Origin of the sequence: Bradyrhizobium sp. LA6.1 (genome assembly GCF_040547805.1) — a bacterium.
Lineage (GTDB): Bacteria > Pseudomonadota > Alphaproteobacteria > Rhizobiales > Xanthobacteraceae > Bradyrhizobium > Bradyrhizobium barranii.
In genome coordinates this window covers 1-21,867 of the sequence record NZ_JBEPQK010000034.1, presented here as the reverse complement: position 1 = coordinate 21,867, position 21,867 = coordinate 1, and the positions used below count along the sequence as shown (strand labels likewise).

The 21,867-nt window shown below is 58.9% G+C and carries 17 protein-coding genes, 1 tRNA gene and 1 pseudogene; 9 read left to right on the top strand and 10 right to left on the bottom strand.

Features of this window, described 5'->3' with window-relative positions:
• The first annotated feature begins 2 nt into the window (after positions 1 to 2).
• The 3 genes and pseudogenes from ABIB99_RS42810 (at position 3) to ABIB99_RS42800 (ending at position 3,846) form a co-directional block, all read left to right on the top strand.
• Positions 3 to 692: a hypothetical protein gene (locus tag ABIB99_RS42810; RefSeq protein ID WP_354181895.1), complete on the top strand. Its 690-nt coding sequence runs from the start codon at positions 3 to 5 to the stop codon at positions 690 to 692.
• A pseudogene (rpmD, locus tag ABIB99_RS42805) lies at positions 623 to 799 on the top strand (50S ribosomal protein L30); the annotation flags it as partial. The gene ABIB99_RS42810 and the pseudogene rpmD, both read left to right, overlap by 70 nt.
• Before the next feature lie 1,100 nt (positions 800 to 1,899).
• Complete coding sequence (locus tag ABIB99_RS42800; protein WP_354181893.1) at positions 1,900 to 3,846, top strand: hypothetical protein; 1,947 nt, start codon at positions 1,900 to 1,902, stop codon at positions 3,844 to 3,846.
• A 72-nt stretch (positions 3,847 to 3,918) separates the two neighbouring features.
• Here ABIB99_RS42800 and ABIB99_RS42795 read toward each other — a convergent pair whose 3' ends face one another.
• The 7 genes from ABIB99_RS42795 to ABIB99_RS42765 all read right to left on the bottom strand — a co-directional run bounded on the left by ABIB99_RS42795 (position 3,919) and on the right by ABIB99_RS42765 (position 9,545).
• A complete protein-coding gene (locus tag ABIB99_RS42795; protein ID WP_354181891.1) occupies positions 3,919 to 4,509 on the bottom strand; it encodes an SLATT domain-containing protein in 591 nt (196 codons plus the stop codon).
• Entirely contained in the window at positions 4,487 to 5,371 is an 885-nt protein-coding gene (locus ABIB99_RS42790; RefSeq protein ID WP_354181889.1) for an SMODS domain-containing nucleotidyltransferase, read from the bottom strand. Before ABIB99_RS42790 ends, ABIB99_RS42795 begins: the two co-directional genes overlap by 23 nt.
• A 58-nt stretch (positions 5,372 to 5,429) precedes the next feature.
• Complete coding sequence (locus ABIB99_RS42785; protein WP_354181887.1) at positions 5,430 to 6,893, bottom strand: T6SS phospholipase effector Tle1-like catalytic domain-containing protein; 1,464 nt, start codon at positions 6,891 to 6,893, stop codon at positions 5,430 to 5,432.
• Between the two features lie 12 nt (positions 6,894 to 6,905).
• The gene (locus ABIB99_RS42780; protein WP_354181885.1) at positions 6,906 to 7,313 is read right to left on the bottom strand and encodes a ComEC/Rec2 family competence protein; all 408 of its coding nucleotides are present in this window, start codon (positions 7,311 to 7,313) and stop codon (positions 6,906 to 6,908) included.
• 219 nt (positions 7,314 to 7,532) lie between these two features.
• Entirely contained in the window at positions 7,533 to 7,943 is a 411-nt protein-coding gene (locus tag ABIB99_RS42775) for a ubiquitination-like system serine protease family protein (protein ID WP_502917563.1), read from the bottom strand.
• Positions 7,944 to 7,948: 5 nt separating this feature from the next.
• Positions 7,949 to 9,133 (bottom strand): ThiF family adenylyltransferase, encoded by a 1,185-nt coding sequence (locus ABIB99_RS42770; RefSeq protein WP_354181881.1) that lies wholly within the window; start codon positions 9,131 to 9,133, stop codon positions 7,949 to 7,951.
• A complete protein-coding gene (locus tag ABIB99_RS42765) occupies positions 9,093 to 9,545 on the bottom strand; it encodes a multiubiquitin domain-containing protein (RefSeq protein WP_354181879.1) in 453 nt (150 codons plus the stop codon). The genes ABIB99_RS42770 and ABIB99_RS42765 overlap by 41 nt, the downstream gene beginning before the upstream one ends.
• A gap of 231 nt (positions 9,546 to 9,776) precedes the next feature.
• Between ABIB99_RS42765 and ABIB99_RS42760 the strand changes: the two genes are divergently transcribed.
• Together ABIB99_RS42760 and ABIB99_RS42755 are read left to right on the top strand one after the other, a co-directional pair.
• Positions 9,777 to 10,076, top strand: a complete 300-nt coding sequence (locus ABIB99_RS42760) for a hypothetical protein (RefSeq protein WP_354181877.1) — start codon at positions 9,777 to 9,779, stop codon at positions 10,074 to 10,076.
• Complete coding sequence (locus ABIB99_RS42755; protein WP_354181875.1) at positions 10,073 to 11,221, top strand: ImmA/IrrE family metallo-endopeptidase; 1,149 nt, start codon at positions 10,073 to 10,075, stop codon at positions 11,219 to 11,221. Before ABIB99_RS42760 ends, ABIB99_RS42755 begins: the two co-directional genes overlap by 4 nt.
• A 172-nt stretch (positions 11,222 to 11,393) precedes the next feature.
• On the opposite strand, the gene ABIB99_RS42750 is transcribed toward ABIB99_RS42755, so the two are convergent.
• Together ABIB99_RS42750 and ABIB99_RS42745 are read right to left on the bottom strand one after the other, a co-directional pair.
• The gene (locus ABIB99_RS42750) at positions 11,394 to 11,723 is read right to left on the bottom strand and encodes a helix-turn-helix domain-containing protein (protein ID WP_354181919.1); all 330 of its coding nucleotides are present in this window, start codon (positions 11,721 to 11,723) and stop codon (positions 11,394 to 11,396) included.
• Positions 11,724 to 11,728: 5 nt separating this feature from the next.
• Positions 11,729 to 13,063, bottom strand: a complete 1,335-nt coding sequence (locus tag ABIB99_RS42745; protein WP_354181873.1) for a type II toxin-antitoxin system HipA family toxin — start codon at positions 13,061 to 13,063, stop codon at positions 11,729 to 11,731.
• Positions 13,064 to 13,544: 481 nt separating this feature from the next.
• On the opposite strand from ABIB99_RS42745, the gene ABIB99_RS42740 reads away from it, so the two are divergent.
• From ABIB99_RS42740 to ABIB99_RS42730, 3 genes are all read left to right on the top strand, one after another.
• The gene (locus tag ABIB99_RS42740; RefSeq protein ID WP_354181871.1) at positions 13,545 to 13,742 is read left to right on the top strand and encodes a hypothetical protein; all 198 of its coding nucleotides are present in this window, start codon (positions 13,545 to 13,547) and stop codon (positions 13,740 to 13,742) included.
• A gap of 132 nt (positions 13,743 to 13,874) precedes the next feature.
• Entirely contained in the window at positions 13,875 to 14,756 is an 882-nt protein-coding gene (locus tag ABIB99_RS42735; protein WP_354181869.1) for a hypothetical protein, read from the top strand.
• Positions 14,746 to 19,035 (top strand): HEAT repeat domain-containing protein, encoded by a 4,290-nt coding sequence (locus ABIB99_RS42730; protein WP_354181867.1) that lies wholly within the window; start codon positions 14,746 to 14,748, stop codon positions 19,033 to 19,035. Before ABIB99_RS42735 ends, ABIB99_RS42730 begins: the two co-directional genes overlap by 11 nt.
• 107 nt (positions 19,036 to 19,142) lie before the next feature.
• Here ABIB99_RS42730 and ABIB99_RS42725 read toward each other — a convergent pair.
• Positions 19,143 to 19,212: transfer RNA gene (locus ABIB99_RS42725), tRNA-Glu, on the bottom strand.
• A gap of 733 nt (positions 19,213 to 19,945) precedes the next feature.
• Here ABIB99_RS42725 and ABIB99_RS42720 point away from each other — a divergent pair.
• Positions 19,946 to 21,604, top strand: coding sequence for a recombinase family protein (locus ABIB99_RS42720; RefSeq protein WP_354181865.1), 1,659 nt, complete (start codon positions 19,946 to 19,948; stop codon positions 21,602 to 21,604).
• The last annotated feature ends 263 nt before the right edge of the window (positions 21,605 to 21,867 follow it).

Below are 21,867 nucleotides of genomic sequence, written 5' to 3'. Positions count from 1 at the left end.
ACGTGGCCCTACCCTCGTCGGTCGAAACGGAACGCAATCGATACCTGATGGAGCTGGTCCGGAATGCCTCCGAGCCGATCATCAATTGGCCCGCGCCTAACAAGGACGACGTCGTTCTCATCGGCAAGATCGTCATGCTGTACAGCTACATCGACTTCAATCTGCGGCGCATGATCGAGGTACTCGACCATGCTAAGGCGCTTCCGCCGGCCTGGCTCGGCAAGACTGCGAAGATGCACCTCTCCGACGTCGAGACCATCCTTGAGACGACGCCCGACATCTCGCCGAACAACGCGCTCGCCCTCAGCCGCATAAAGGAATTCCGGAAGCTTCGGAATCTGCTGGCGCATTTTGCGGTCAAGCGCTTTCCCACCGAAGATGCTCTCGTCTTCGTCACTAAGTCCGCAGCGGATTACAAGAGAGTGCTGGGCGCAGAGCCGGATCCCGGCGTCGTCATGACGGCCGTCGCCGACCTTAGCCAGATCCGTGACGTGTGCCGGATGATCGAGGAGATCCAGCACTGGTTGTCAGCCGCCACGAACGACCTCGAAACGCATTTCTCAAATCCAAGACCAGCCCCACCTGATCGGCCGGCGCGCGAACCGAACAAGGAGCGACACGGATGCGGTACATCGAGATCGAGCAGACAGGCAGCCCGATCCGGCGGCGGGGCGACCAGCGGCGGACGCTGATCGGTCTTAAGCTGAACAAGATCGGCCGGGTGTCGTGGTTGCCGGACACGCCAGCGACACGCGGCATGATCGACAAGGTCCGCCACCTGGTGAAGATAACCCACGATCCTGCGGCCCCGAAGGTCGCCGTCGAGCCACCGGCCCCGGATGAGGCGGCGGACATCCAGATGCTGCGGGATCTGATCTGCGACGCGAACGGCATCGTGCTCGAACCGTACGACAAAGCTGCACTCAATCGCGGCAAGACGCCGGATTTCAAGTTGATGAAGGACGGCGAACTGGTCGGCTTCTGCGAAGTGAAATCGCTCTTCGACCCCGCGGCCTTGGAGGGTCCGCCGGAGGGTACCGTGGCCGTTCGGAAGAACCTACCGTTCTACCGCAAGCTCGGCCAAAACATCCGCAGCGCAGTCGAGCAACTCGAGGCGCAGAATCCGTCCCACGACAAGCCGAATGTGATGGTTTTCGTCAGCCACACCCCGGAGATCGAGCGGAAGGATCTGATTGCCACGATCGCCGGACTTCCCCTTCCCGACGGGAAACCGCTCTTCATGCTCGGCAGGAAGATGCAAGGCCAGGTTTGCGAGGCGGCGCGCAAGATCGATGTGTTCCTGTGGATCGACGCAAAGACCGCCACCTGGCTTCATTTGACGGCGGCAGACGCCAAGCATCGCGCTACCGCCCTCGATCTGTTCGGCCTACCCGAGTGAGCCGACGGTAGTCTCCTGGAGCCTATGGCTTTGTCCGAGGTCGTCGCGGTCTCCGGGGGAGTCTTCGTTCCGTAGACGGATGGAGGATAAATATCCCCGACGTTAATCGGCTAGGCGCCACAACAGGTCGGATTGGCGTCCGCGCTGGTCTACGCGCTCCTTTTGCACGGCTGCTCGATCGGGTGGCGGACCGGTCATGCTCTGGTCGGCAGGCGGGCTTGCAGGAAGCGCTTCTCGCCTTCCAGGCGGCCCGCATCGTTCCCGAGACCACCAAGTGCCTCTGGCGAGCCTCGCTACCGACGTGGACGATAACTGGGCATCTACTCCCTTCATCGGCGCCGCTATGGTTTTTACGGCCTGGACCGTATCAACCGTGAACGCGACGGTGCAGTGCTGCCGAGCCATTGCCGATAGAAGCTGCTATTATCAGCGCAACATCATGCCGACGATCTGCGGACGCTTGCACAGTGCTTGGCAGGCGGCATAAGGGGCGAAGACCTATGAAAATGCCGAAGGACGCGGACGACGAGGGTCCGCTCATTGTAATGCAGTTCTACTACTCGCGGACCCTTCCGTATCTGATAATGAAACATCATGCGGAAATCCGTCGGCGCCTCGTCGACGTTCCCCGCGAGTTTCGGCAACGCGAATTGGCGCCTCAAATCATCGCGGCGGGCGAAGCCGCCGGCGATCCGGCATGGCAGATCTATCGCGCCTATCTCGACCAGATCGAGGCGGGGATCGCGACGCTCGTCCGCGGTCATTCTCCGGGATTCTGGTTTCATCTCCACCGTCGTCTGCGTCCCATGCTCGCGGACGCGCACAGACTGAAGAACGACGATACGACCGTGATGTTGGTTCGGCGGATCGCGGAGCTTGCCTACGCGAAGCATGGCGCATTGGACAAGACCGACGACCTTGGTCCCGTTACTCGTACAAGATTGCCCACCTTGCTCGACGGCGCTTGGTACGAAGCCATGGCACAGGTGTACGGAGGAAAGCTGAAGGCGAAGAAAGCGTATCAGGTCTTGCGCGAATCAGGACAGATCGTGATGACGGAATTTCGCCAATCCGATCTGATCGACGTTTTCGCCATCGAGGGGCTTTGCTACGAATACTGGTGGGCATCGGCCGCGATGCGATCGATCGGCAAGGGGTCGATCGTCAAATGGGACGCCGAGCTCGGCTCACACCGCTACAAGGATACCAGCGTCCATCCGCTGTCGTTCGAACTCTACGATGAAAGAAACAACGAAAACTTCGGTTTTCGCACCCGGCTCGGCACGTGGTTGGACGAAGCGAATGCCGACGAGGCAGATGCCGAACGCGGCGCCAAGATCAATTTCGCACAGATGAAACCGAATCCGGTAGTTGGGGAGTTTCCCGCTTGGAACAGCGCCGCCGGTCGCGTCGGGCGCGGTCACGGCGCCACAAACTTTGAGATCGGCACCTTCTCACTGGCACAGTTCCGGACTGAGAATGCATTCATGGCCGAGCCGTTCAAGCTCAAGCACGGGATCGATCTCGACGCGGTGCTCTTTGCCGTCTGGGCGGCGGCGTTCTTCGGCACCTACGTCGGCATGACGATGCATCATTCGATGTGGGCGGAACGCCGCGATAGAACGATGAATAACTTCACGAACTTGATGTTTCGCGGTTACACGATGGTAAATTTCGATCTAGAAGACTTGGCAAAGGAAGCGGTCTGGTTCGCGGAGCAGCTACAGCACGAAAAGATTTTTCCGATCGAAGAGGTGCGCAGAGCCGTCGAGTTCATATCGCTAAGCGAAGCCGCTCAGAAAAACATCGGCCTCTGGAGCGGCGGCAAGCGTCCGATACTTGTCCCCTCGATGGGCAAGCTCATGATCGATCTCGCCGCGATCCTCCCGGTCCTGCAGACGCTTTTCTTCGGCGTGCGCAAGGCAGCCGCCGGTGGCTTGAGTTTCGAAAACGCCGTCCGCAACGCGATCAAGGCGCGCGACCTCGATCTCTGCCTGCAAGGACAACTCAAGTGGACGAGCGGCAATCCGCGCGAGATCGATGCGGCCGTCCGGATCGGAGATCGGCTCGTTCTGATCGAGTGCTTCTCTTACGAAATGCCGCTCGACTTCGAGGTGGGAAAGCCGAGCGTCTTCGACAAGAGAAAGGACTTCATCCTTGAGAAGGTCAACCAGGCGCGGTCGCTCGCGGAGCGCATCGCAAGCGAACCTAAGGGCACAAATTTCGACGTGAGTTGGGCCAAATCGATCGAATGGAGGGTCGTTTCGCCGTTCGTCGAATTTGCGTGGCGGATCGACGAGCCGCTTTATGACGAAGCAGGAATGCCACGGGTGCTTCAAGTTCACGAATTGTTGGCGCATTTAACAGATGGAAAAGTGCCTACCGAATCCCTGGTGCCCTTGATCAAAGATTTGCGGAACCTGGAGCTTGAGGGCATCTGGTATTGAATGTGGGATCGCCTTCATTCTTTCCAGCCTTCAAGACTTCGGTCGACTGCGCTGCGGTTCATCCGATTCTGATCAACAGGTCCCGGCAGCTTTCCGTTTCAGGGGCCCGGGCAAAAACGCGTCGATCTCGGCGTCGGAGAACGTAAGGTCTTCTCTGTGCTGAAGTGCGTCTTGCGCCTGCCCGTAGGCTTTGCCGTCGGTATGCGGAGCCGATCTATAGATCTTGTGCAGGAGCGCCTGCAGATCGTCGCGGCGCTGCCGAAGTTGAACCGTCGGGCACCCGGGATCGCGGATGTCGGTAAGCAGGCTCAGATACGCTTCCCTGATATTCCAGATGTCCGAGGCTGCTTCCCGGTGCAGTTGGGCGTCTTTGCCTGGATCGAGGTCCTTGACGTAGCTGTTGATGATCAAGAGCGAGATCGACAGGACCGCTGTAGCGTAGGGAAATACGACGGAGTTCCTATCGAACACGACACCGATCGCGCCGCCGGCCGTCAGCGCCGACAGCACGATCTGGCACCACTTCATGATTCGCTGGCGCCGTGCCCCCCGCTCCGCCATCTTCTCATGGGTTTTGTGCGTGTAAGCGCAACGTCCAAAGCATTCTCGCACTTGGCTTTCCAGAGCGTACCGCTCAGGTTCAGGCGGGATAGAGATTTCCAAAGACTTCTCTCCATTTCTGCCGCCGGGACCAATCCTGGTGGACGAGGTCGAAGTTGACTGCTTCGATCGCGCGAAGCTGTGCGCTGCGGGCCTTGTGCTCGAAGATTCCGTTTCGGCTGACGTGTGATCCGCTTCCCGGTGCGCGCCACACCGTCTGGGTTTGCGGCTGTTGCGAGAGAAACTCGAAGAAATCCCGCATCATGAGGTCATGGTATAAAAACGCTTTGTCACGGTTTACATAGTTTTCGATGAATTGGTAGGCCAAGGTGTCGATCAGCATGCCGCTCATCGGTACCGAACAGTGGGCGCACCAGACCCGCGTCATTCGCCCCAGGTATTTCAGGTTCTTGTTTGTGTCCGCGCTTCGCTTGGCGACCGCCTTCATCTCCGCGCGGGGATTGCAAACCCTCCATTCACCGCCACCATTCGCGTTGGGGTACGTACAGCTTTCGGAATCCTGGTTGTCGAAGACAGGTAAGATCTCAAACCTGACACCGTCATCGAACGTTATCACGACTACCTGGCCGTCTCCGAAGCTTTCCGACGCCGGGTACGTTTTCTGGATCGACCGCTTCACCGCCTGCAAGAGCGCCGACGGGCCATTGGAGGCGAATGCCTTGTACTTCGCATACTCGGCATACGGCAGGATGAACGCCATGTCCAAGTCGCTTAGACCTTTCGCTGCGGTGTCCCGCCCGTAGGATCCGACGTACAAACTGTTTGCCGTGTCGGATGTATTGCCGCGGAAATCCGTGTTTAACTGGCGGGTGATGCGCTTGTAGCGGTATGAGATCGAGCCGATCATCTCCTGGGTGATCTGGTAGTTGTCCTTGAACTTGGCAAAGTCCTCGCCGACTCCCATCACCGCCTCCCGATAGAATGATTTTGCAAATCGGATTTCCGGTTGGTGCAGATTCCGATCATCTGGCACCCCCCTCGGACGGTTGACCTGCCGCGACCAGCGGCGGCGGCGCGTTTCGGTCGGACTTTGCCTTCTGAAACTTGATGTGGTCCGCCAGGTTCTCGGGCGAGTATTCCTCGGTGGAGTAGAAATGCGGAACGCGCTCGGCGGCCGCCCTGGTGTAGACGGATGAGTGCAGAATGGCCTCCGGATCGACGTGTCGGAGCCCCTTTGGCCATCGGATGCCCCAGAAGCCGGGTTCGCGCTCGTCGTGCTGAGGTCCTAGGGGATCCGGTCGAAGCTGCAGCAGGAGCGGGTTGACCTTGATGCCGGCGCCGTTCGGTCCGGTCTCGTCCGGAAGTGCCGTCGCCGCGTGCACCATCCATTTCAGCGATATGTCGGAGAGCCGGGACTCGTTCTCCAGGTAGCTTCCGCCGATGTCCGAATGATTGCCAGCGAACCACACCTGCTGCAGCCAGTCCGGATCGCTGTCCTTGCGCGGCGGACCCTTGTTGCTCTTACTGCCCCACTTCACGATGGCAAAATCGTTGCGGTTCTCGTCGAGCGACAGGGCATGGCGGGCGTACCGCACCTCGTTGTCCAGATGCGGATCGTAAAACTTCATCTTCGGCGAGGTGAAGTGCAGGGTTTTCCAGAACGTGTAGCCCTCAAGGCCGGTGGCATAGCGCAGGTGGGAAACAACGTACCAGATAAGAGCGACGGCACCGGCGAGTACACTCAACAGAAGCAACCACGTCCAGAAGGTCAGAGCCACCACCGACAGGGCCCAGCTTGCAAGAAACAGGAGCGCTGCGGCGCCGGCCACCATGGCCGCCGACAGCCGGTAGCTTCCCAGAGAAGCGACGGTGTCGAACACGCCGATGAAGTACGGGTTGGCGTTCGGGATACCGGCGACGTCCGAATTGTATTTTCGACGAAATCGAAGGGCGATCGCCTTGCGCTGACCGACGTACTTTTCGTCGGCCGGCGAACTGACGTGCTGGTAGACGTTCTTGACGGCTTCGTTCGCGATCTTCTTGATCGATTTCGCATCGCGCCTGAGCGGTGTCTTGCCGTCCGCCATGGTGGTCGGTACGCCGCACATCGACAGCACCGCTGCGAGGCACCTCACGGTGTACGAGCCTCTGGAAAATCCGAACACGAAGATCCTGTCGCCAGGCTCCCACATGCTCAGGATCGCGCAATAGCAGTCGATGATGTTGGTGGTGATCCCGAGCCCCGTCGCAAGGCTAAACAGGTTGTGCAGCCAGCGGTAGGCGCGGACGATGAAGAAGGCGCCCTCCGGCGGCATCGAGCCGAGCCCAGCGTCATAGAAGGTGACCTGGGCCGCCGGGTCGATGTCGGTGTCCGGTCCGCAGCGCGTGGCACGGTAGAGCTTGTAGATGTTGCTACGGCGCTCGTCCGGGCGAAGACCCCCGACCTGTCCGGTGCCGTCTGAGAAGATCAGTATGTTCTTCGCCATGATGTCCTACTCCTACCGCGGATGCGTCTTGTGCAGACCGTAGCGCTGCCGCAGCGTGTCGCCGTTGGCGTCGAGAATTCGGCTCTTCTTCGACACGAAGTCGACACGGGACGATTCCTTGCCCAATTTTTCGATCAGGTTGATGGCCTGGTACGCGCCGGTGTGGTCGCCGGTGGAACGGACGATCACGTCGCCGGTCTTGGTGGTCATGAGCCGGATGCCTTGCTCGTGCAGCCGTTCCCGGATCTCTTCGCATGGATGGTCGTACTGGTTGTCGTAGTCGGCGGAGCAGATCGCCAGGCTGGGCTCCAGACGGGTAAGGAATTTTTGGTGGTGATCCTGCTTCCGGTATGTGGCGTTGCGCTTTGCCTTCGGCCCCGGACCGAGGAGGAGCAGGCAACGATTGCCGAAAGCTCGCAAGAAGGTGTTTTCTGCGGTGAGGTACGAGTGCATGACGGCTCCTGGGAGGCCCGCTTTTGTCTCCGATCGCTGACGATCCGAGGATCGGACAGCGACCGAATCTAGATAGCTCGATTCTATCAGGGGTAGTGCCCCGCCGCTCACCTAATCCCCGTGGCCGACATCGGTCAACGAGGCAGGTTCGTTAGGATTCGCCGAGATCGATCGGGCGCTCCAGCCTCACAGACCCAGCTTCTCCCTGATCTTCGCGTACGCCCTTCCGATGACCATACGGATCCAGCTTGTCCACGTCTGCAGCTTGGCTTCGCGAACGACATGCCGGGCGATCTGTTTGCGCATGACCGACGAGGCCATGGCTTCCGAGAACGCCGGAAGCCACTCCACCCTGCCGGACGTTATGATGTAGTGCGACTTGCAGGGCGCGTCGCAGACCGAAATCGATGGCCGCACGGTCGCCATGCCGCCTTGGGACGAGACCTGATGACTGTCGGGCACCAGGAGCATCACGCGATGACCGCAGCCGCACGCGCAGGATAGTGCCGCCACCTCGAATTCGGTCGAGTGGTAGAGCACGCCTTGTTCGAGTCGCTTGGGTAGGCGTTCGACGGCCCGATATGAGAATGGCACCATGCTTCCTATTCCATCTCCATCGTCGCTGTATCGAAGATGTACGACGTCGCCTCGTCGAGACGATCGAGCAGCTTGAAGTGCTGCTTGAACCTTATCACGGCCATGATGGCGTTCATCGCGTTCAACTCCGTGATCTGCGCCTGCTTGCGATACTCGTTTTCCTTGGCGTTCTCGACAGGCAGCCGCGCGCTGCCAACGTTGTCGTCGTACGCCTTGCGGTCGGTGCCGGTGATGCGGACGAATCCGCTCAAACCCACCAGCGACCTGTCCAGCCCCATCCCGCAGTCGACGTAGGGAATTCCCCGCGCGCTCAGCCAATCGACGATCTGCTTGCGCGCCGGGCCGTCGTCGACGGACACGAAGACGAACTCGAACCCGCTGAGACGCTCGATGTTCGCCGAGGTGATGCGCTCCGGCACCGGCTCCAGGCCCGCATGCCAATTGCCGTACTGACGCGCCAGCGCGTCGACCTTGAAGCCGCCGATCGCGTTGGGGATGAACCCAGGAATCCGGAAGATCGTGTGAACGTGCACCTTGTCGTCGTCGAAGAGCGCGATCCGATCGACATGCGTCCGCGCGATGAAATCGAGGATGTAAGAGCCGGTCCCGCCCAGGCCGATGATGGAGATACGCTTGTCGCGAAGCAGGGAGGAGATGTCGTTCATGTGATACCTCGAGGACATCGTGTCGGGAAAGCGCAGCGGGCTGCCTTGGGCCGCGGCCTTCACCGCGATGCCGCTGAAAGGCGTCGCGTCCGGATAGGCGGCCAACGCCGGCGCCGTGATCGCATGGAGATAGGTCTGTACCTTTTCTTCGAACGAACGGTACTCGCGGTTCGCGCCGTTCTCCTGCAGCTTGAACGAGAACGAGCAATCAGTGATCAGGTCGGGTGCGACCGTTACCTGCTGCTGTCCGCCACCGAGCCTGAGTTCCCGCTTCTGCTGGTCGAACGGCCGCGTGCCCCGCCACCACGCCTGGTGATTGCCGGTCGGCGGACCGATCACCGGCCCATTAAGATCGAGGGGGCTGGCCCAGTCTCCATGCTTCAGCTCACCCTGATCGTTGAGGTAGGGCAGGCCGTAGATGACGAGGTAGCCACCGACGAAGTCGATCTGGTAGCCGAGTTCCTCGAGGTCCCTGATGAAGGGATTATGACTCGCCAGTTCCGGCAACCCTAAAGCGCATGCCATCTTTCACCGAAACCTTCTGTCCAGGAGCCAAAGTACCGCTCGGGTTTTCCGCCGGGCCGTGGGAATACTTGATGAGATATTCGTTGGAGGGCTTGCCGCCGTCGCCAAGATAGAGCTCGACCACTCGCGCGTAGGAGATCTGCTGCTTCTCAACCTCGTGCTCATCGGTATTCACGAAGATCGAGAAGACCTTCTGGCTGTAGAAGTGCTCGTCCTCCGTCAGATGCACATGAGCATCATCGCGCGGGATGAGCTGGTCTTCCTTGTCGCCGCTGACCTCGCGGTACAGTTTCTCGTGCTTGGGCACGTTGCCCAGATCGTAGAGAGCCTTGCCGGTGGTGGGATTCGGTGACTTGTAGGCCTCCCGATTGATATGGATGCGCACCAGGTGCGCCGCGACATCGACTGACATTCGAATACCTTCCTGCTCACTCGGCGCCTAGGTTGCCGTCCAGCCTATTGACCCAGGGTTGATGCTCCGAAGTTTGCGCACGGGAGGGCGGAGCAAAATCCCTTGGTCCGGGCGAATCTGCGTGTTAGTCCCACATCTGGGAACACTGATTCCCATATGGCACGGCGCGGGGTTGAACGCAAGAGATCGTCCCACATTTGGGAACTAATTTTGGCGGAGTCGCTAGTTGCCATGAAGCTGATGGGAATTTCGAAGCTGGTTGAACTTGCGCATCGTGCCGGGGAGGCCCTGGATGGGGCGATACCGGCTCTCATTGCGGAGCTTGAGGCAGGCACATGGAGTTCGATGGATGAAATAGCAGATTTTTTTCCCGCGGCGATTGTCGACGGCATCAAGGTTCGAATTCCGATGGACGGCGGCTATCGGGTCGATCTCTTGGCTGACTGCAAAGCACAGATGATTTTCATCGAATACGCGGGCACGAGAAGCGCAGCACGCGCCATCAAGAAGAGAGGGAGCAACGTGGCATGACAATTCGCCCAATACGTACAGACGAGGACTATCGATCAGCGCTGAAGCGCGCCAAGACGCTTTTCGGGCAAAGCAGTCAGAACGACCTTGACGAGCTTGAGGTGTTGCAAGCTCTCATCGAGAGATGGGAGCGATCCGAGTACTCCATCGAAACAGCCACCCCTGCTCAAGCGATCAAGTTCCGTATGGCGCAAACCGGACTGTCTCAACGCGATCTGATTCCATACCTTGGGAGTAAGTCGCGAGTGTCAGAGATACTCAACGGCCAGCGGCAGCCTACGGTCGATCAGATCCGAGCGTTGCACCAGCATCTCGGTATTCCAATTGTGTCACTTATCGGCTCGTCCAAGCATGAACCCGCAGCTCGCCCGTCGAGCACCTCAGTAGCGGCCGAGGGGGCACTTCGCAAACTTGGCTTGATGAAAGAGAAAGAAAGCCTCGCAAGCTTCTTATCACGTTCAAAAGCTTCCGCTCCGGCTGTTGCTATGTTGCGCAAGACTAGGACCGAGCGCACTAACGCGAAGACGGACATGGCCGCACTTGAAGCTTGGTGTGCGGCAGCATTGGTGCGCGCAGAAAAGATTACCATCAAGAAGACAAAGATCAGAGATCCGAAGAAGGCGGCGCGCCAATTGGCGAAGCTGAGCACGTTGCCGGACTGGCACGATCAAATCGTCACTGCTTTACATCGTATGGGAATCATATTGGTTATTTTAGAACATCTACCAGGGACATTCCTGGATGGAGCGGCGATGTGCCGCGGCGATGGTGTTCCGGTGATTGCGCTTACTCTGCGTCATGATCGTTTGGACAATTTCTGGTTCACGCTATTGCATGAATTCGCACACGTGGTTTGCCATTTGGGTCCTGATCGACAGGTAATCCTTGACGATTTGGATGTGAAAAGTTCCGAGGCCATCGAAGCCGAAGCGGACGCGTTCGCGCGCAACGCCCTTATTCCTCCCGCCATTTGGAAGCCGATTGACGAAAATAGCAGCCCAGAGGAAGTATTGGAGGCGGCAGAGAAAGCCGGCGTGCACCCAGCGATCGCGGCTGGCCGCTGGCGATTTGAGCATTCGGACTATCGCCGTTTCTCGAAGCTAATCGGTCGAGGCGACGTGAAGGCTGCTTTCATGCCGGCCTAGCTTCCATATGGGGGGAGCCGACTTTGCGACCGCTAAACAAAAAGCTCTCGTATGAACCGTGCGCGCCGGTCGCGAATGCGCCCGGGGAAGCTCCGGCGACAACTTACTGGCCGGCGCCGGCTAAATCTCCTTCGTCCCTCGCGGTCTTTTCCGTCTTACACTGGATTCAAATCTACATCCTTGGGCCGGTCGGAGGTTGCTCCTCTTCTTCGACTACCTTGGGAGCGCTTTTCGTCGGAACGAAGCCGACCTGAAATCCGAACGCTCGACCTATCTTTTGGAGCGTTTCCGATGTCGGATTGGCTTCGCCGCGTTCAATGTCCGCAACCTGGCGCGTCGTCAACTTGAAGAGTTTCGCGAACTCAGGCTGCGTCAATCCAAGTGCATGCCTCATCTCCGCCACGGCATCGGGAAGCCGAAGCTGTCCGGATCTTGCCTTGGCGGCTACGGCCGCCCGGCGATCCCGTATCTCTTCCTTGGTGGGTTTGCGCCATCTCGACATGTCGATCATCCATAACTGGGAGCGTTCTTCAGCTTGGCCACTCCGTCCGCCATTTCCTCGTTTTTTACGATGACGTGTTCGATCACCGTTTCCGGCACGCCATTCCGCCGAGCAATGTCCGGAAGTTCGCGGAGTTGGTCCTCCTTCGCCGCAAGGGCTTCCATCAATTCGTCCGCAGGCACCGCCGCACTCGCGACAGCTTCGCAAACCTCGCGCCAATCGGGATTGGTATCCCGATTGGACTTGCGCATGCACTCCCAAACGGTCGATCTCGGAATGGCCGAAGCATCAATCCTCATCGGCGCGAAATCGAACAACGGAGCAAGGCGTACCGTACCGTCCGGAAATTTCCGGAGAGCGGTATTCCGGCCGTGGTTGTCCGGGTTTCCCATCGCTAAATTCAATATATCGCGCAGGATGTACTCGACGGTGTCCTGGAGCGGATCGGCGGATACCTGCTGAACCAAATTGAGATACGTTTCGTGTCTTCCCCTCGCGCCGAATTCCGCTATGCCGAGAGCTGAAGTGATGCTTTCCTGGCCGTATCGTACAAGTCCGTCCTCCGACACCTCACGATCGAAACGCGGAATGACGAGCACGCCGTCGCCGTAGGTGTTCACTCCATGCACGTTCAGGCCAAATTCTTTCGCCACCTTCGAATAACCGGCTTCGGCTTCCAAGATGCGTTTGTCCGTCGCTTCACCGCTTCTGAGAAGCTTGGCTATCACGAACGCCCTCGCGTCCCCGTCATCGACCATAGAGTTCGGATACCACAACCCGTCCGTGGACTGCGTCATCGCCACCTTGGGCCAATCTCCCTGAAGACCATTCGATCCGGAGGCGAGCATCGAGAAGTGGTCGGCAACTTCAAGGAAGGTGGGATCGCGCGCCAGAATGGCTTCCATCGTGACGCCCACGCGTCCCAATTCGCGAACGCGTTCGGCTTCCAGAGCGTATGCTTCCTTGATACGAAGGTTGCCCACGGGAGACCCCGCCGATCTCTTGAGAAGTTCAATCTGGGAAGACGGAGCGTCGGGCTTAATCTTCAGAAATTCGGCGATCCGCTTTGCTTGCCGCCCTTGGGGAATGAAGTCGAGAAGGAAAGGCGGCCATGTTTCCGCGGACCGGTCATCGAGATCGATAGGAGCGGCCACCGAATAGGCTCGCAAGCCCCCGACGGGCCGGCCGTCGGCCAAGGACACGGCTCCGAAATCCGCGAAGTACTGAATTTCGTAGCCGACCCTCGAGGAGGACGTGTAGCCTCTTTCCGCGTGAGCAAGCTGGACGATGGCTGCATCATGCCATTCGCTATCGAAAAAAATCTGGATCGTGAGGTCCATTGTTTATCAACCCATTATAGTGGGTTCTTATATATACCTTCTGACCAAAATCAACCCATTATATTGGGTTCTTAGAGCCCATTTCCAGAGAAATGATACCATTATAATGGAATTATCAAACCCAGCGGAGCACCCTTCAAAGCTGAATACTAATTCTAACTCTCGCCGAGTCCCGGCCGTGCCGGCGAAGCGGACTATCTGTCACCGAGCGCTCAACCCGGCAGGCAACCGCGTATTACGTTCTTATGAATTTGTTAATGATCTCGCGCTATCCTGTTTGGTATGCGCAAACAGGTAATTTCCTTTCGTCTTTCCGAGAAAGAACTGAATTCCCTCAACGAGGCGTGCAGCCGCCTCGGCATGAACCGGACACAAGTTATAAACGCTGGCGTCGCCGTTCTCCTCGCTGAATATGTGCACGACGGGGGTACCTTGCTGAGGCGAGCACCCTGGTTCCTGACATCGGTAACGGGAGGCGTCAATGAAACCGATTGACCCCAACCGGTGGGCCTTGTTGGTGGCGGTGATCATCTTGGCCTGCTTAACGGTGAATTCGCGCTACCGCCTGGAAATCACCAACACCGGGCTGAAATTGGAAAAAGGGCAAGCGGTACTCGCTGAACAGGCCGACAAATCTACCTTCTCTCCGCCAACGCCCGGACAGGCCAGCCGCCGTTAGAGAAAAGGTCTCAAGTCGACGGGCGCTCCCCGGCGACCGTGTGTGTACCGGCCCGATTCACGAGCAAGCTGCACCGTTCTGCGGGCGAGTTATGGGCCGGCCTGCAAAGGTCGGTAGGGAAAGCCAACGAACATGTCTGCCTACTTTACAGATCGCGAATATGGGACCCGTGCTCCGTCCGTCGACAAGATCGATGATCGGCTTTGGGCGGGCCTCTACAGCCTGATCCAGACACGGATTGGTAATGGCTCGTTCGGGTTTCGCTTTCCCGAACAGTGTCCCGACGGCAATGGTCCTTGCGGTTGCGACGAGCAGGCTTTCAGCCGTGTCATGGCAGCAGAGGTGCCATGGATCGATTGGCCTCTCTCAGCGACGGAAGTCCTCGAAACGCCAGTCGTACTCGATCTGCTCGAATTCTGTGCCAAGTCGGTCGGTGAGCCTATCCAAGGCGGTTACCACTCGTTTTTCCGGCACCATCATCTAAGCTGGGACCGCGACGCCGGCCTGGCGCACTTCGTCGACGACGTAAGTATCCTGTTCCGGCGCAACGCCCTGGGTTTCGAACTCACGTCGGAAGGCGCAGCTCGTCGACTGCTTCCAGCTCCCCTAGCCGAAGCGATCGGCTGGACGCTGTTCCAGACCGGGGACGGCGAGACCGATCGACTCCTTGAGACCGCCCGGCGGCGTATCCTCTTGCCCAAACTGGAGGATCGTCAGGACGCACTGGAAAAGCTGTGGGACGCGTTCGAGCGGCTGAAGACGCTTGAACCAGGAGCGAACAAGCGAGTGCAGGCCGATGCATTGTTGGACCGGGTGGCGCCACCAGCATCGGGCTTTCGGCAAGCATTGGCGCGAGAGGCAGCCGAACTGACGAATATCGGCAACAATTTCCGCATTCGGCATTCGGAAACCACCCAGGAACCTTTGACGTCACCCGATCAGATTGACTACCTGTTCACCCGAATGTTTTCGTTCGTGCGGATCATTCTGAAAGGGACGAGCCGTGGCGGCTAAGAAACAGACGCCGGGAAATGTCATCTCGCCCAGCAAAGTTAACCGTCGCACGGCCGCCAGCGGCGGATTGCCGGCCCGGTCCCGCCGCAAAACGGGCAACCCCGGCTTCATCGGCTATCAGTATCAGATCGAAGTTACGATCTGGGTCGCGCTGGATCTTATGCTTGCCAAAGGCGCCACCGATTGCGTCGAAATCGAGCCACGTTCGGACGAAGATCTCGAAGCTGCCGTAACGGATCCTTCGACGGCATCGCTGGGCCTCACAGCGCAGGGATCCCAACTCAATTTGATCCTGCAAGCCAAGACACGCTCATCTTCACCTTGGGCAGCGCCGGCTATCGCGGACATTCTCCTTGGACAGGATCCCGACAACAACAGTAAGGGTCAAAAGCGAAGTCGCCCGCTGGCCATGCTCGAATCCGATCCCACGCGCCGGTACGTCTTCGTTTCCAACGAGGCTTCGGTTGGAGGCTTGAGGCCTCACGAAGGAACGAATTTGTTAGATTTCCCTGAAGTCGACGAACTGCCGCCTCACGCTCGCGAGGGATTTGATGCCGCCGAGCAGGCATCTCTCGCGCCTCGCATCCTCCTCCTCACAGGCGTCACCCGCGAGGTTCTTGCGTCACGCATTTCCACGTTGCTGACGCAACATGGTCACGTACCGTTTCCGAAGCACGAGCACTGCCTGCGCGATCTGTGCGACGCGGTCCGTGAACGGATCGAGGGCGCTCACGAGGGGCGTTGGCAGGTATCGGACGTGCTGACCGTGCTGACCCAACATGGCGGCTCACGCGCGCCGACCCGGGACATGGATCACTACATTCGACCCAGGTCTTTCGACAAGGTCAGGAATCGTCTTGAAGATTCGCACGCCGTCGTCATTGTTGGGCCTTCGGGAACCGGCAAGACCCTCACGGCGGACATTTTAGAACTTGAGCTGCGTTGTGGGTCTCCCGTGTTCGACGTCGTCGGCGAGGAATACGGGCCCGGCCATGTCCGACAACATCTGACGCGCACCGATCCGGTCCTGTTCCATTTGCGCGATCCCTGGGGTGGAAATCGTCTCATGCCGGGCGCCGATCGCTGGAGCGGCGAACTTCCCAAGCTTCTCGACCAAGCCGGTCCTGGGCGAAAATTCCTGATCACTTCGCGCTCGGACGTGCTGCTCAGCGCCGGTCATGATCTCATGAAGGAATTGCAGCCCTACCTGGTGTCGATCGACGTCGAAGACTATGGAGCGGCGCGTTTGGCCGAAATCTACGATGCGATTGCCACGGACCTCAGCGGGCACGCTAAACAACTGGCAGTTCACCATCGTCCAAGAGCGCTCAAAGAGTTGTCGCGACCGTACGAGGTGAAGCGATTTTTGGTTGCGCTAAGCCGAGAAGATTGCCAGAAAGTTCGCAACATCGATGACATCCTGGCCGACTCGCAGATCGAGGCCATATCCAAGGTCATTGCGGAGCAGATCTTGCCCCTCGGTGCCGAGGGTGCCATGGCAGCAGCGATCATCTGGGCGATGCTCAGCTCGCGGGCTGCGGTCGCACGCGAGGCGTTCGCGAAACTTGGACGGCGGCTCAGAACCTGCGATCCCAGTCTGCGGCCCGATGTCGACGGCTTGATAGACTTCCTTGTGGCCGGTCAAAACCTCCGCAAGGACGGCACGGCGCTGGCCTTCTACCATCCTCGCGTCGAAGACGGGCTCCGCCGCGCATTATTGCGTTATCCCCGCGAATCCGAGCGCGCACTCTCGACCACTGTGGATGCTCTGTTGGCGTGGGACCGCGACGAAGAGGATTGGGGCATTGAGACCGGCCTCAGCATCCTGCGGGAAGCGAAAAGGATCGAGAATCTTCAACTGGAATTGTCAGCCGCCACGGCCGTACGCCTCGATCGACATCTGGAAGAAGTGGCGTTGTCTGCCAAGAAGCGGATGGATTACGAAAGAGCTCTGCGGGATTTGGAGCAGTTCGGTTCGAAGGAGCATCTGCCAGCACAACTTGCCAAAATATTGCTTCAGGGTGGGCCCGACGAGGAATTCAGTTTTCTCAAGCGGTGGCGCGCGCCTCCGTCACTTCGTGACGCCGATATCAGCGCCTTGCGCAACGATCCCCGAACGCAACCGATGATCAAGCGTTTTATCCGCGAAGTGTTGCCGTTTGCACGCCGAAACTATCATGTCGAGATGATCCCGCTCCTCGAGCGTCTCGCAACCGATCTCGAGGACGCGTTTTGGGACGGCCTGAAGGCCGTCGCCGAGCCCGGCGACCCGCACGAGGGCATCAATATTCTCGCTGCAGGAGCCTTGGCAGGTACTTCCCCCGACTACGAACGAGCGATTGATCACTTCGCGCGGTCGGAATCTGAGGCCGACACATGGATGAAGGGCTTTGCCGACGACTATTACCAGGCCCAGGAGCACGCAGTAGACGCGGACGCGGCCGACCATATTATCGACGTACCCTCGGAACGGTTTCTCAACGCTCGCGAAGGCATGAAAGCGGTCGTGCGCATTCGCCGGGCGAGCCAAGGGGTAGACTGGATCGCGACAAGCCCTCACCGGAAGCTTCTTCTGTACGCGCTCGGCGATCTGATCTGCAGCACACCGAAAACACCGCCATTGGAGGAATTAAAACTTCTGCTCGAAAGCTCGGACGACTGGGCGCGCGATCAGGCTTGGCGTGCCGCCGAGCAGCATTGGAACCATTCCCTGAACGACTATCTCGTAAACGAGTTGATCCGCTCGGACTTGAACGCCAACGAACGCCAACGACTGGTGAAGATCGCCGCGGCCGACAGCGGCACAAACGATCCGGTGCCGGTTCTCATATCCCTGGTGCCCCGCGCTCCGATCACACGACGGCTCGAATTCCTTCAAGACGTTTTCTCCACACGTCTCGAAGGTGACCCACGCGGCGCGGACGGGACGGTCGCGAGGCGTGCACGGGCGGATCGGTTGCTGCAAAGCCTTAACGCTGACGAGCGCGAATTGGGCCAAAGTCTGTTGCATATGGTGGCCGGTGGCGAAATCTCCACGGTCGCAACCGGGCTTTCCCAATCCGTTCGTACACTTTTAGGCTCAGCTCTCGCGAACGCCTCTATCGAACTTAGCGGTACGTTGATCTGTCTGGCGGCCGGTGCTGGACTTACTATCGAGACCGCGGCGGACAGGATGCTCTCAACCGACGACGAAAAAGACGGCCTGATTGCAATCCAAGTGATGCTCATCGGAGATGTCACGGATCGGCGCGACAAGTTTGCGAAGGCAATGAAGCACAGGCGTTACCCTGTGCGTCGGCGCGCGCTGGAACTGCTGGCGACGGATGCCACGATGGAAGAGCGACTGGCTCTCGTCGCTGCCGCGGACGACCATAGTGCCGACGTCCGGCTGGCCTTCGCCGAACTCATGGAAGCGCATTGTTGGCCCGAAGCAATTGAACCGTTAGTTGAGCTCGTGCGCGATACGCGCAATTTTTCCAGTTCCCTAAATAGATCGTCCTGGTCAAAGTTCAGCGTGGCACGTGCTGCTGCTCGAGCATTGGGGTCCTATAAGACTCTGCCTGCGTCCGCGGTGGATGCTCTGTTGCAAGTCGCGCTGGAAGATGGCGATGATCCCTTCGTAGCGTGCGCGACCCTTTCGGCGCTCGCGACGAAAGACGATCCCAGGATTGCGCCTATGATGGTTACGGCTCTGAGCAGTACGGGCCTCGACGCCTCACCGGCTCACCGACCACGTGCGCAAGCGGCTGCGTGGGCTCATTTCGATCGCTCGTTGAGCGGTCGCTCTGACGCGCTTGTCGACGCGGCTGCCAAGGTTGCTGAGACGGATGGACCTACCGTCGCCGGTCCCCTCCTTATGGCGTTCGGTGTTTGCCCCGAACAGGCGCGCCAGGATCTCTTGAAACGATTGGTCGCGTTGCGCGAGCATGACCGGCAGGCGGTTCTCCGTACGGCGGCAATCGCTGCCGACACGCCCGCCGGACTCTCGTTGGACGACCGCGAACAGATTCTGTTGCGAGTTACGCGCGGCGAGCCGATAGAGGCATTGAGTGACATCGATCGAGGGTCGGTCGAGGCATGGAGTCGGGCCCTCGATGTCGGTAGCGAATTCGGCCGCTTTCTCGCATGGATTGCGACGGTGGCGTTTAAGTTGCCGGTGGACGGGGAGCTCGACGATCCCCGAGCACTCGACCTTCCCGAGACAATTGGCGTGATGACGATGCGATCGTTCTCGCCGTTCAGAGAGGACAATGGAGGCCGTCCGGACGACGGCACCTAAGCATCGCGTGCCGGATCTCGAATGGCTCGCAATCCATAATGGACACCCAGCGAACGAGACACAAACTGGACACTGAGTTTTGTCAGGCCGCTAAATGTTTGATTTTATGGCGCTCCCTAGGGGAATCGAACCCCTGTTTCAGCCTTGAGAGGGCCAAGTCGATCCAATTGATGATCATCGTAGAGCGAGTTCGGCGGTGGAAGACACTTTCACTTTTGTCGCCCGCCTATCTGAACGATCGACCGCGGGCGGCTCGTGTGCCCCTGCGCCGATCACGCCGATCACATTGTAGAGAGCGGACGGTTCGACCGGCGCGCAAAAACACCGTTTGAGAAACCGTTTTAGTCAGCGCGTTTCAAACGGTGAAACCGGCTAAGTGCTTGAAGGACTTGGTGGGCGCACCAGGGCTCGAACCTGGGACCCGATGATTAAGAGTCAGCTGCCTCACTAGCGAGAGGTCAGCGAGACGGCGGATGCCAGTCTCGCTCCTCTGCACGAGCGAGGTGCCGCCGCACCTGTTTCACACCAGAATCGCCCCAACCGAAGCGCAACGAACGCGATCGAATTCAAACCAAAAGACAGCAGATCAACAAGCCTGATCGATAGTCTGCCGCATAACGATCTGCGGGCAAGTTCGCCCGGTTTGTGCGAAGGCCTCGATAGCTGAATGTAGCGATCTCACCACCGAACACTTCGGCGGCGACGCCCTTCCGGTCTCCATCCTTTTTTCTTCGCCGCAGCATCCGATAACACGACTAACTCATAGCGGCTGTTCCGCTCAGACACCGCGCGAGCATTATGCTCGAGATGATCACCGACGCGCATCGCAAATTGTCCTTGCAGACGAATCCAGACAAGGCGATCTTACGCCTCGCGCGCGTACTTGCTCGTCTGGCCGCGAGGGAGGATCATGAAAGAGAACTTGCCAATCGAAGCGGCAAAAACGAGAGCGACGATCTATGCTCGGTTCTCGACCGATCTTCAGAATGAGCGTTCGATTGAAGATCAGCTTTCACTTTGTCAAAGCTACGCCGAGCGCGAAGGCTTAACTGTTATCCGCACCTATGAAGATCGAGCTCGTTCTGGTGGCTCGGTCATGGGACGCGAAGGCCTTCTGCGGATGTTGGACCAAGCGCGGGAGGGATCTTTCGACGTCGTGATCGTCGAAGCGCTCGATCGCCTTTCTCGCGACATGGAAGATCTCGCAGGCATCCATAAGAGACTATCTTTTCTCGGAATCGAGATCCGGGCCGTTCACGAGGGTGTCGTTAACACGGTGCTGGTCGGCCTTCGTGGCTTGGTCGGGCAACTCTATCGAGAGGACAACGCGCACAAGGTGCGTCGTGGCCTAGCGGGGCGCGTCAAGCAAGGTTTGGCTGGAGGCGGCCTGACATATGGATACGCTGCAGTCGCCGGAAAACGTGGTGAACGTGTGATCATCGAGACTGAGGCACAAGTGATCCGGCGCATCTTTCAGGAATACGTGAGCGGCCGAACGCCCCGCGAAATCGCCCACAATCTAAACAGGGAACGGGTCTCAGCTCCGCGAGGACGGGCATGGAATGCATCAACCATTAATGGCAATCTTGAGAGGGCGGCCGGTATTCTGCAGAACGAGCTTTATGTGGGCCGCCTCGTCTGGAACAAAGTTAGGATGGTGAAAGATCCTGACACGGGAAAGCGCCTGTCGCGACCAAATGCGAGGAGTGAGTGGCAGGTTGCTGAAGTGCCGCACCTTGCAATTGTCGATCCAGAGCTATTCACGGCTGCTCAGCAACGCAAAGAAGAGCGCGGTCGCACGCATCCCAGTCATCAACGTCGTCCTCGTCGAATGCTGTCTGGCTTGCTCCGCTGCGGTTCATGCGGTTCGGGCATGGCAACCAATGGGCGGGACAAATCAGGACGCGTTCGTATTCGCTGCTCGGCTGCGACGGAGAGCGGCACGTGTCCTGACGCGAAGACTTTCTATTTAGACACCGTCGAAAGTGCGGTTCTCAGCGGGTTGAAGACCGAATTGCGCGCGCCGAAAGTTATTGCGGAGTACGTACGAACATATCTAGAGGAGCGGAAGCGCCTCGCAGCAACATCACATGCAAAACGGCAGCGCCTTGAACAGCAGCTTGGTCAAATGAACAGGGAAATCGAACGCTTGGTGGATGCGATCGCCAAAGGACATGGCGACCCCTCCATTCTTGGACCGCGATCGACTGCCTTAGACGCCGAGCGAAAGCGGATATCTGAAGAGCTGCAGAACGAGTCGCTGGCCCCAAAGGAAGTCGCGCTGCATCCGGCAGTCTTGACGCGATATGAGGAGCAACTCGGTCGGCTTGAAGAATCGCTGGGCAAGTGTGTCACAACGGGCGACGCAGAGGCCGCAGAGGCCATCAGAGATCTCGTCGACACGGTCACCGTTTTCAGGGACCCGGTCAGATCAGGTGGAGTGGCGGTGGAGATAGCCGGCCGCCTAAACGCGTTGCTCGGCGAAGCCGCTTACCCCAACCGAGTAACGGGAGTGTGGGGAAAGATGGTAGCGGGAGAGGGACTCGAACCCCCGACCCCAGGATTATGATTCCCGAGCTCTCACGCGCTTAAAGAAGAATGCGGAGCCGAGTCCTGAGTGCGGACGGCAATTTGAATTCAACCCGTCCTCAGCGCGGCGCGTGTATCCAACCAAATTCAACTTCACGAAGCACTCGCCCGGCGAGCATGACGCCCACGCGAATTGCCGCTATCGAATGGGTCGTGTCCCCGGCGGTGGTGTAGCTCGGTAGAGCAAAGCCGCCCGGACGCGCGCCTCAACTAGCGCCGTAGCGGGCGGGCGGCTTTGCGGTG

What these genes read in the sequence shown, in the direction of transcription:
- ABIB99_RS42800 (WP_354181893.1), top strand. Translation starts at nt 1,900, where the DNA reads ATGAAAATGCCGAAGGACGCGGACGACGAGGGTCCGCTCATTGTAATG.
- ABIB99_RS42790 (WP_354181889.1), bottom strand. Translation starts at nt 5,371, where the DNA reads ATGGGAGTCGGCGAGGACTTTGCCAAGTTCAAGGACAACTACCAGATC.
- ABIB99_RS42785 (WP_354181887.1), bottom strand. Translation starts at nt 6,893, where the DNA reads ATGGCGAAGAACATACTGATCTTCTCAGACGGCACCGGACAGGTCGGG.
- ABIB99_RS42775 (WP_502917563.1), bottom strand. Translation starts at nt 7,943, where the DNA reads ATGGTGCCATTCTCATATCGGGCCGTCGAACGCCTACCCAAGCGACTC.
- ABIB99_RS42770 (WP_354181881.1), bottom strand. Translation starts at nt 9,133, where the DNA reads ATGGCATGCGCTTTAGGGTTGCCGGAACTGGCGAGTCATAATCCCTTC.
- ABIB99_RS42765 (WP_354181879.1), bottom strand. Translation starts at nt 9,545, where the DNA reads ATGTCAGTCGATGTCGCGGCGCACCTGGTGCGCATCCATATCAATCGG.
- ABIB99_RS42760 (WP_354181877.1), top strand. Translation starts at nt 9,777, where the DNA reads ATGAAGCTGATGGGAATTTCGAAGCTGGTTGAACTTGCGCATCGTGCC.
- ABIB99_RS42755 (WP_354181875.1), top strand. Translation starts at nt 10,073, where the DNA reads ATGACAATTCGCCCAATACGTACAGACGAGGACTATCGATCAGCGCTG.
- ABIB99_RS42750 (WP_354181919.1), bottom strand. Translation starts at nt 11,723, where the DNA reads ATGTCGAGATGGCGCAAACCCACCAAGGAAGAGATACGGGATCGCCGG.
- ABIB99_RS42745 (WP_354181873.1), bottom strand. Translation starts at nt 13,063, where the DNA reads ATGGACCTCACGATCCAGATTTTTTTCGATAGCGAATGGCATGATGCA.
- ABIB99_RS42740 (WP_354181871.1), top strand. Translation starts at nt 13,545, where the DNA reads ATGAAACCGATTGACCCCAACCGGTGGGCCTTGTTGGTGGCGGTGATC.
- ABIB99_RS42735 (WP_354181869.1), top strand. Translation starts at nt 13,875, where the DNA reads ATGTCTGCCTACTTTACAGATCGCGAATATGGGACCCGTGCTCCGTCC.
- ABIB99_RS42720 (WP_354181865.1), top strand. Translation starts at nt 19,946, where the DNA reads ATGAAAGAGAACTTGCCAATCGAAGCGGCAAAAACGAGAGCGACGATC.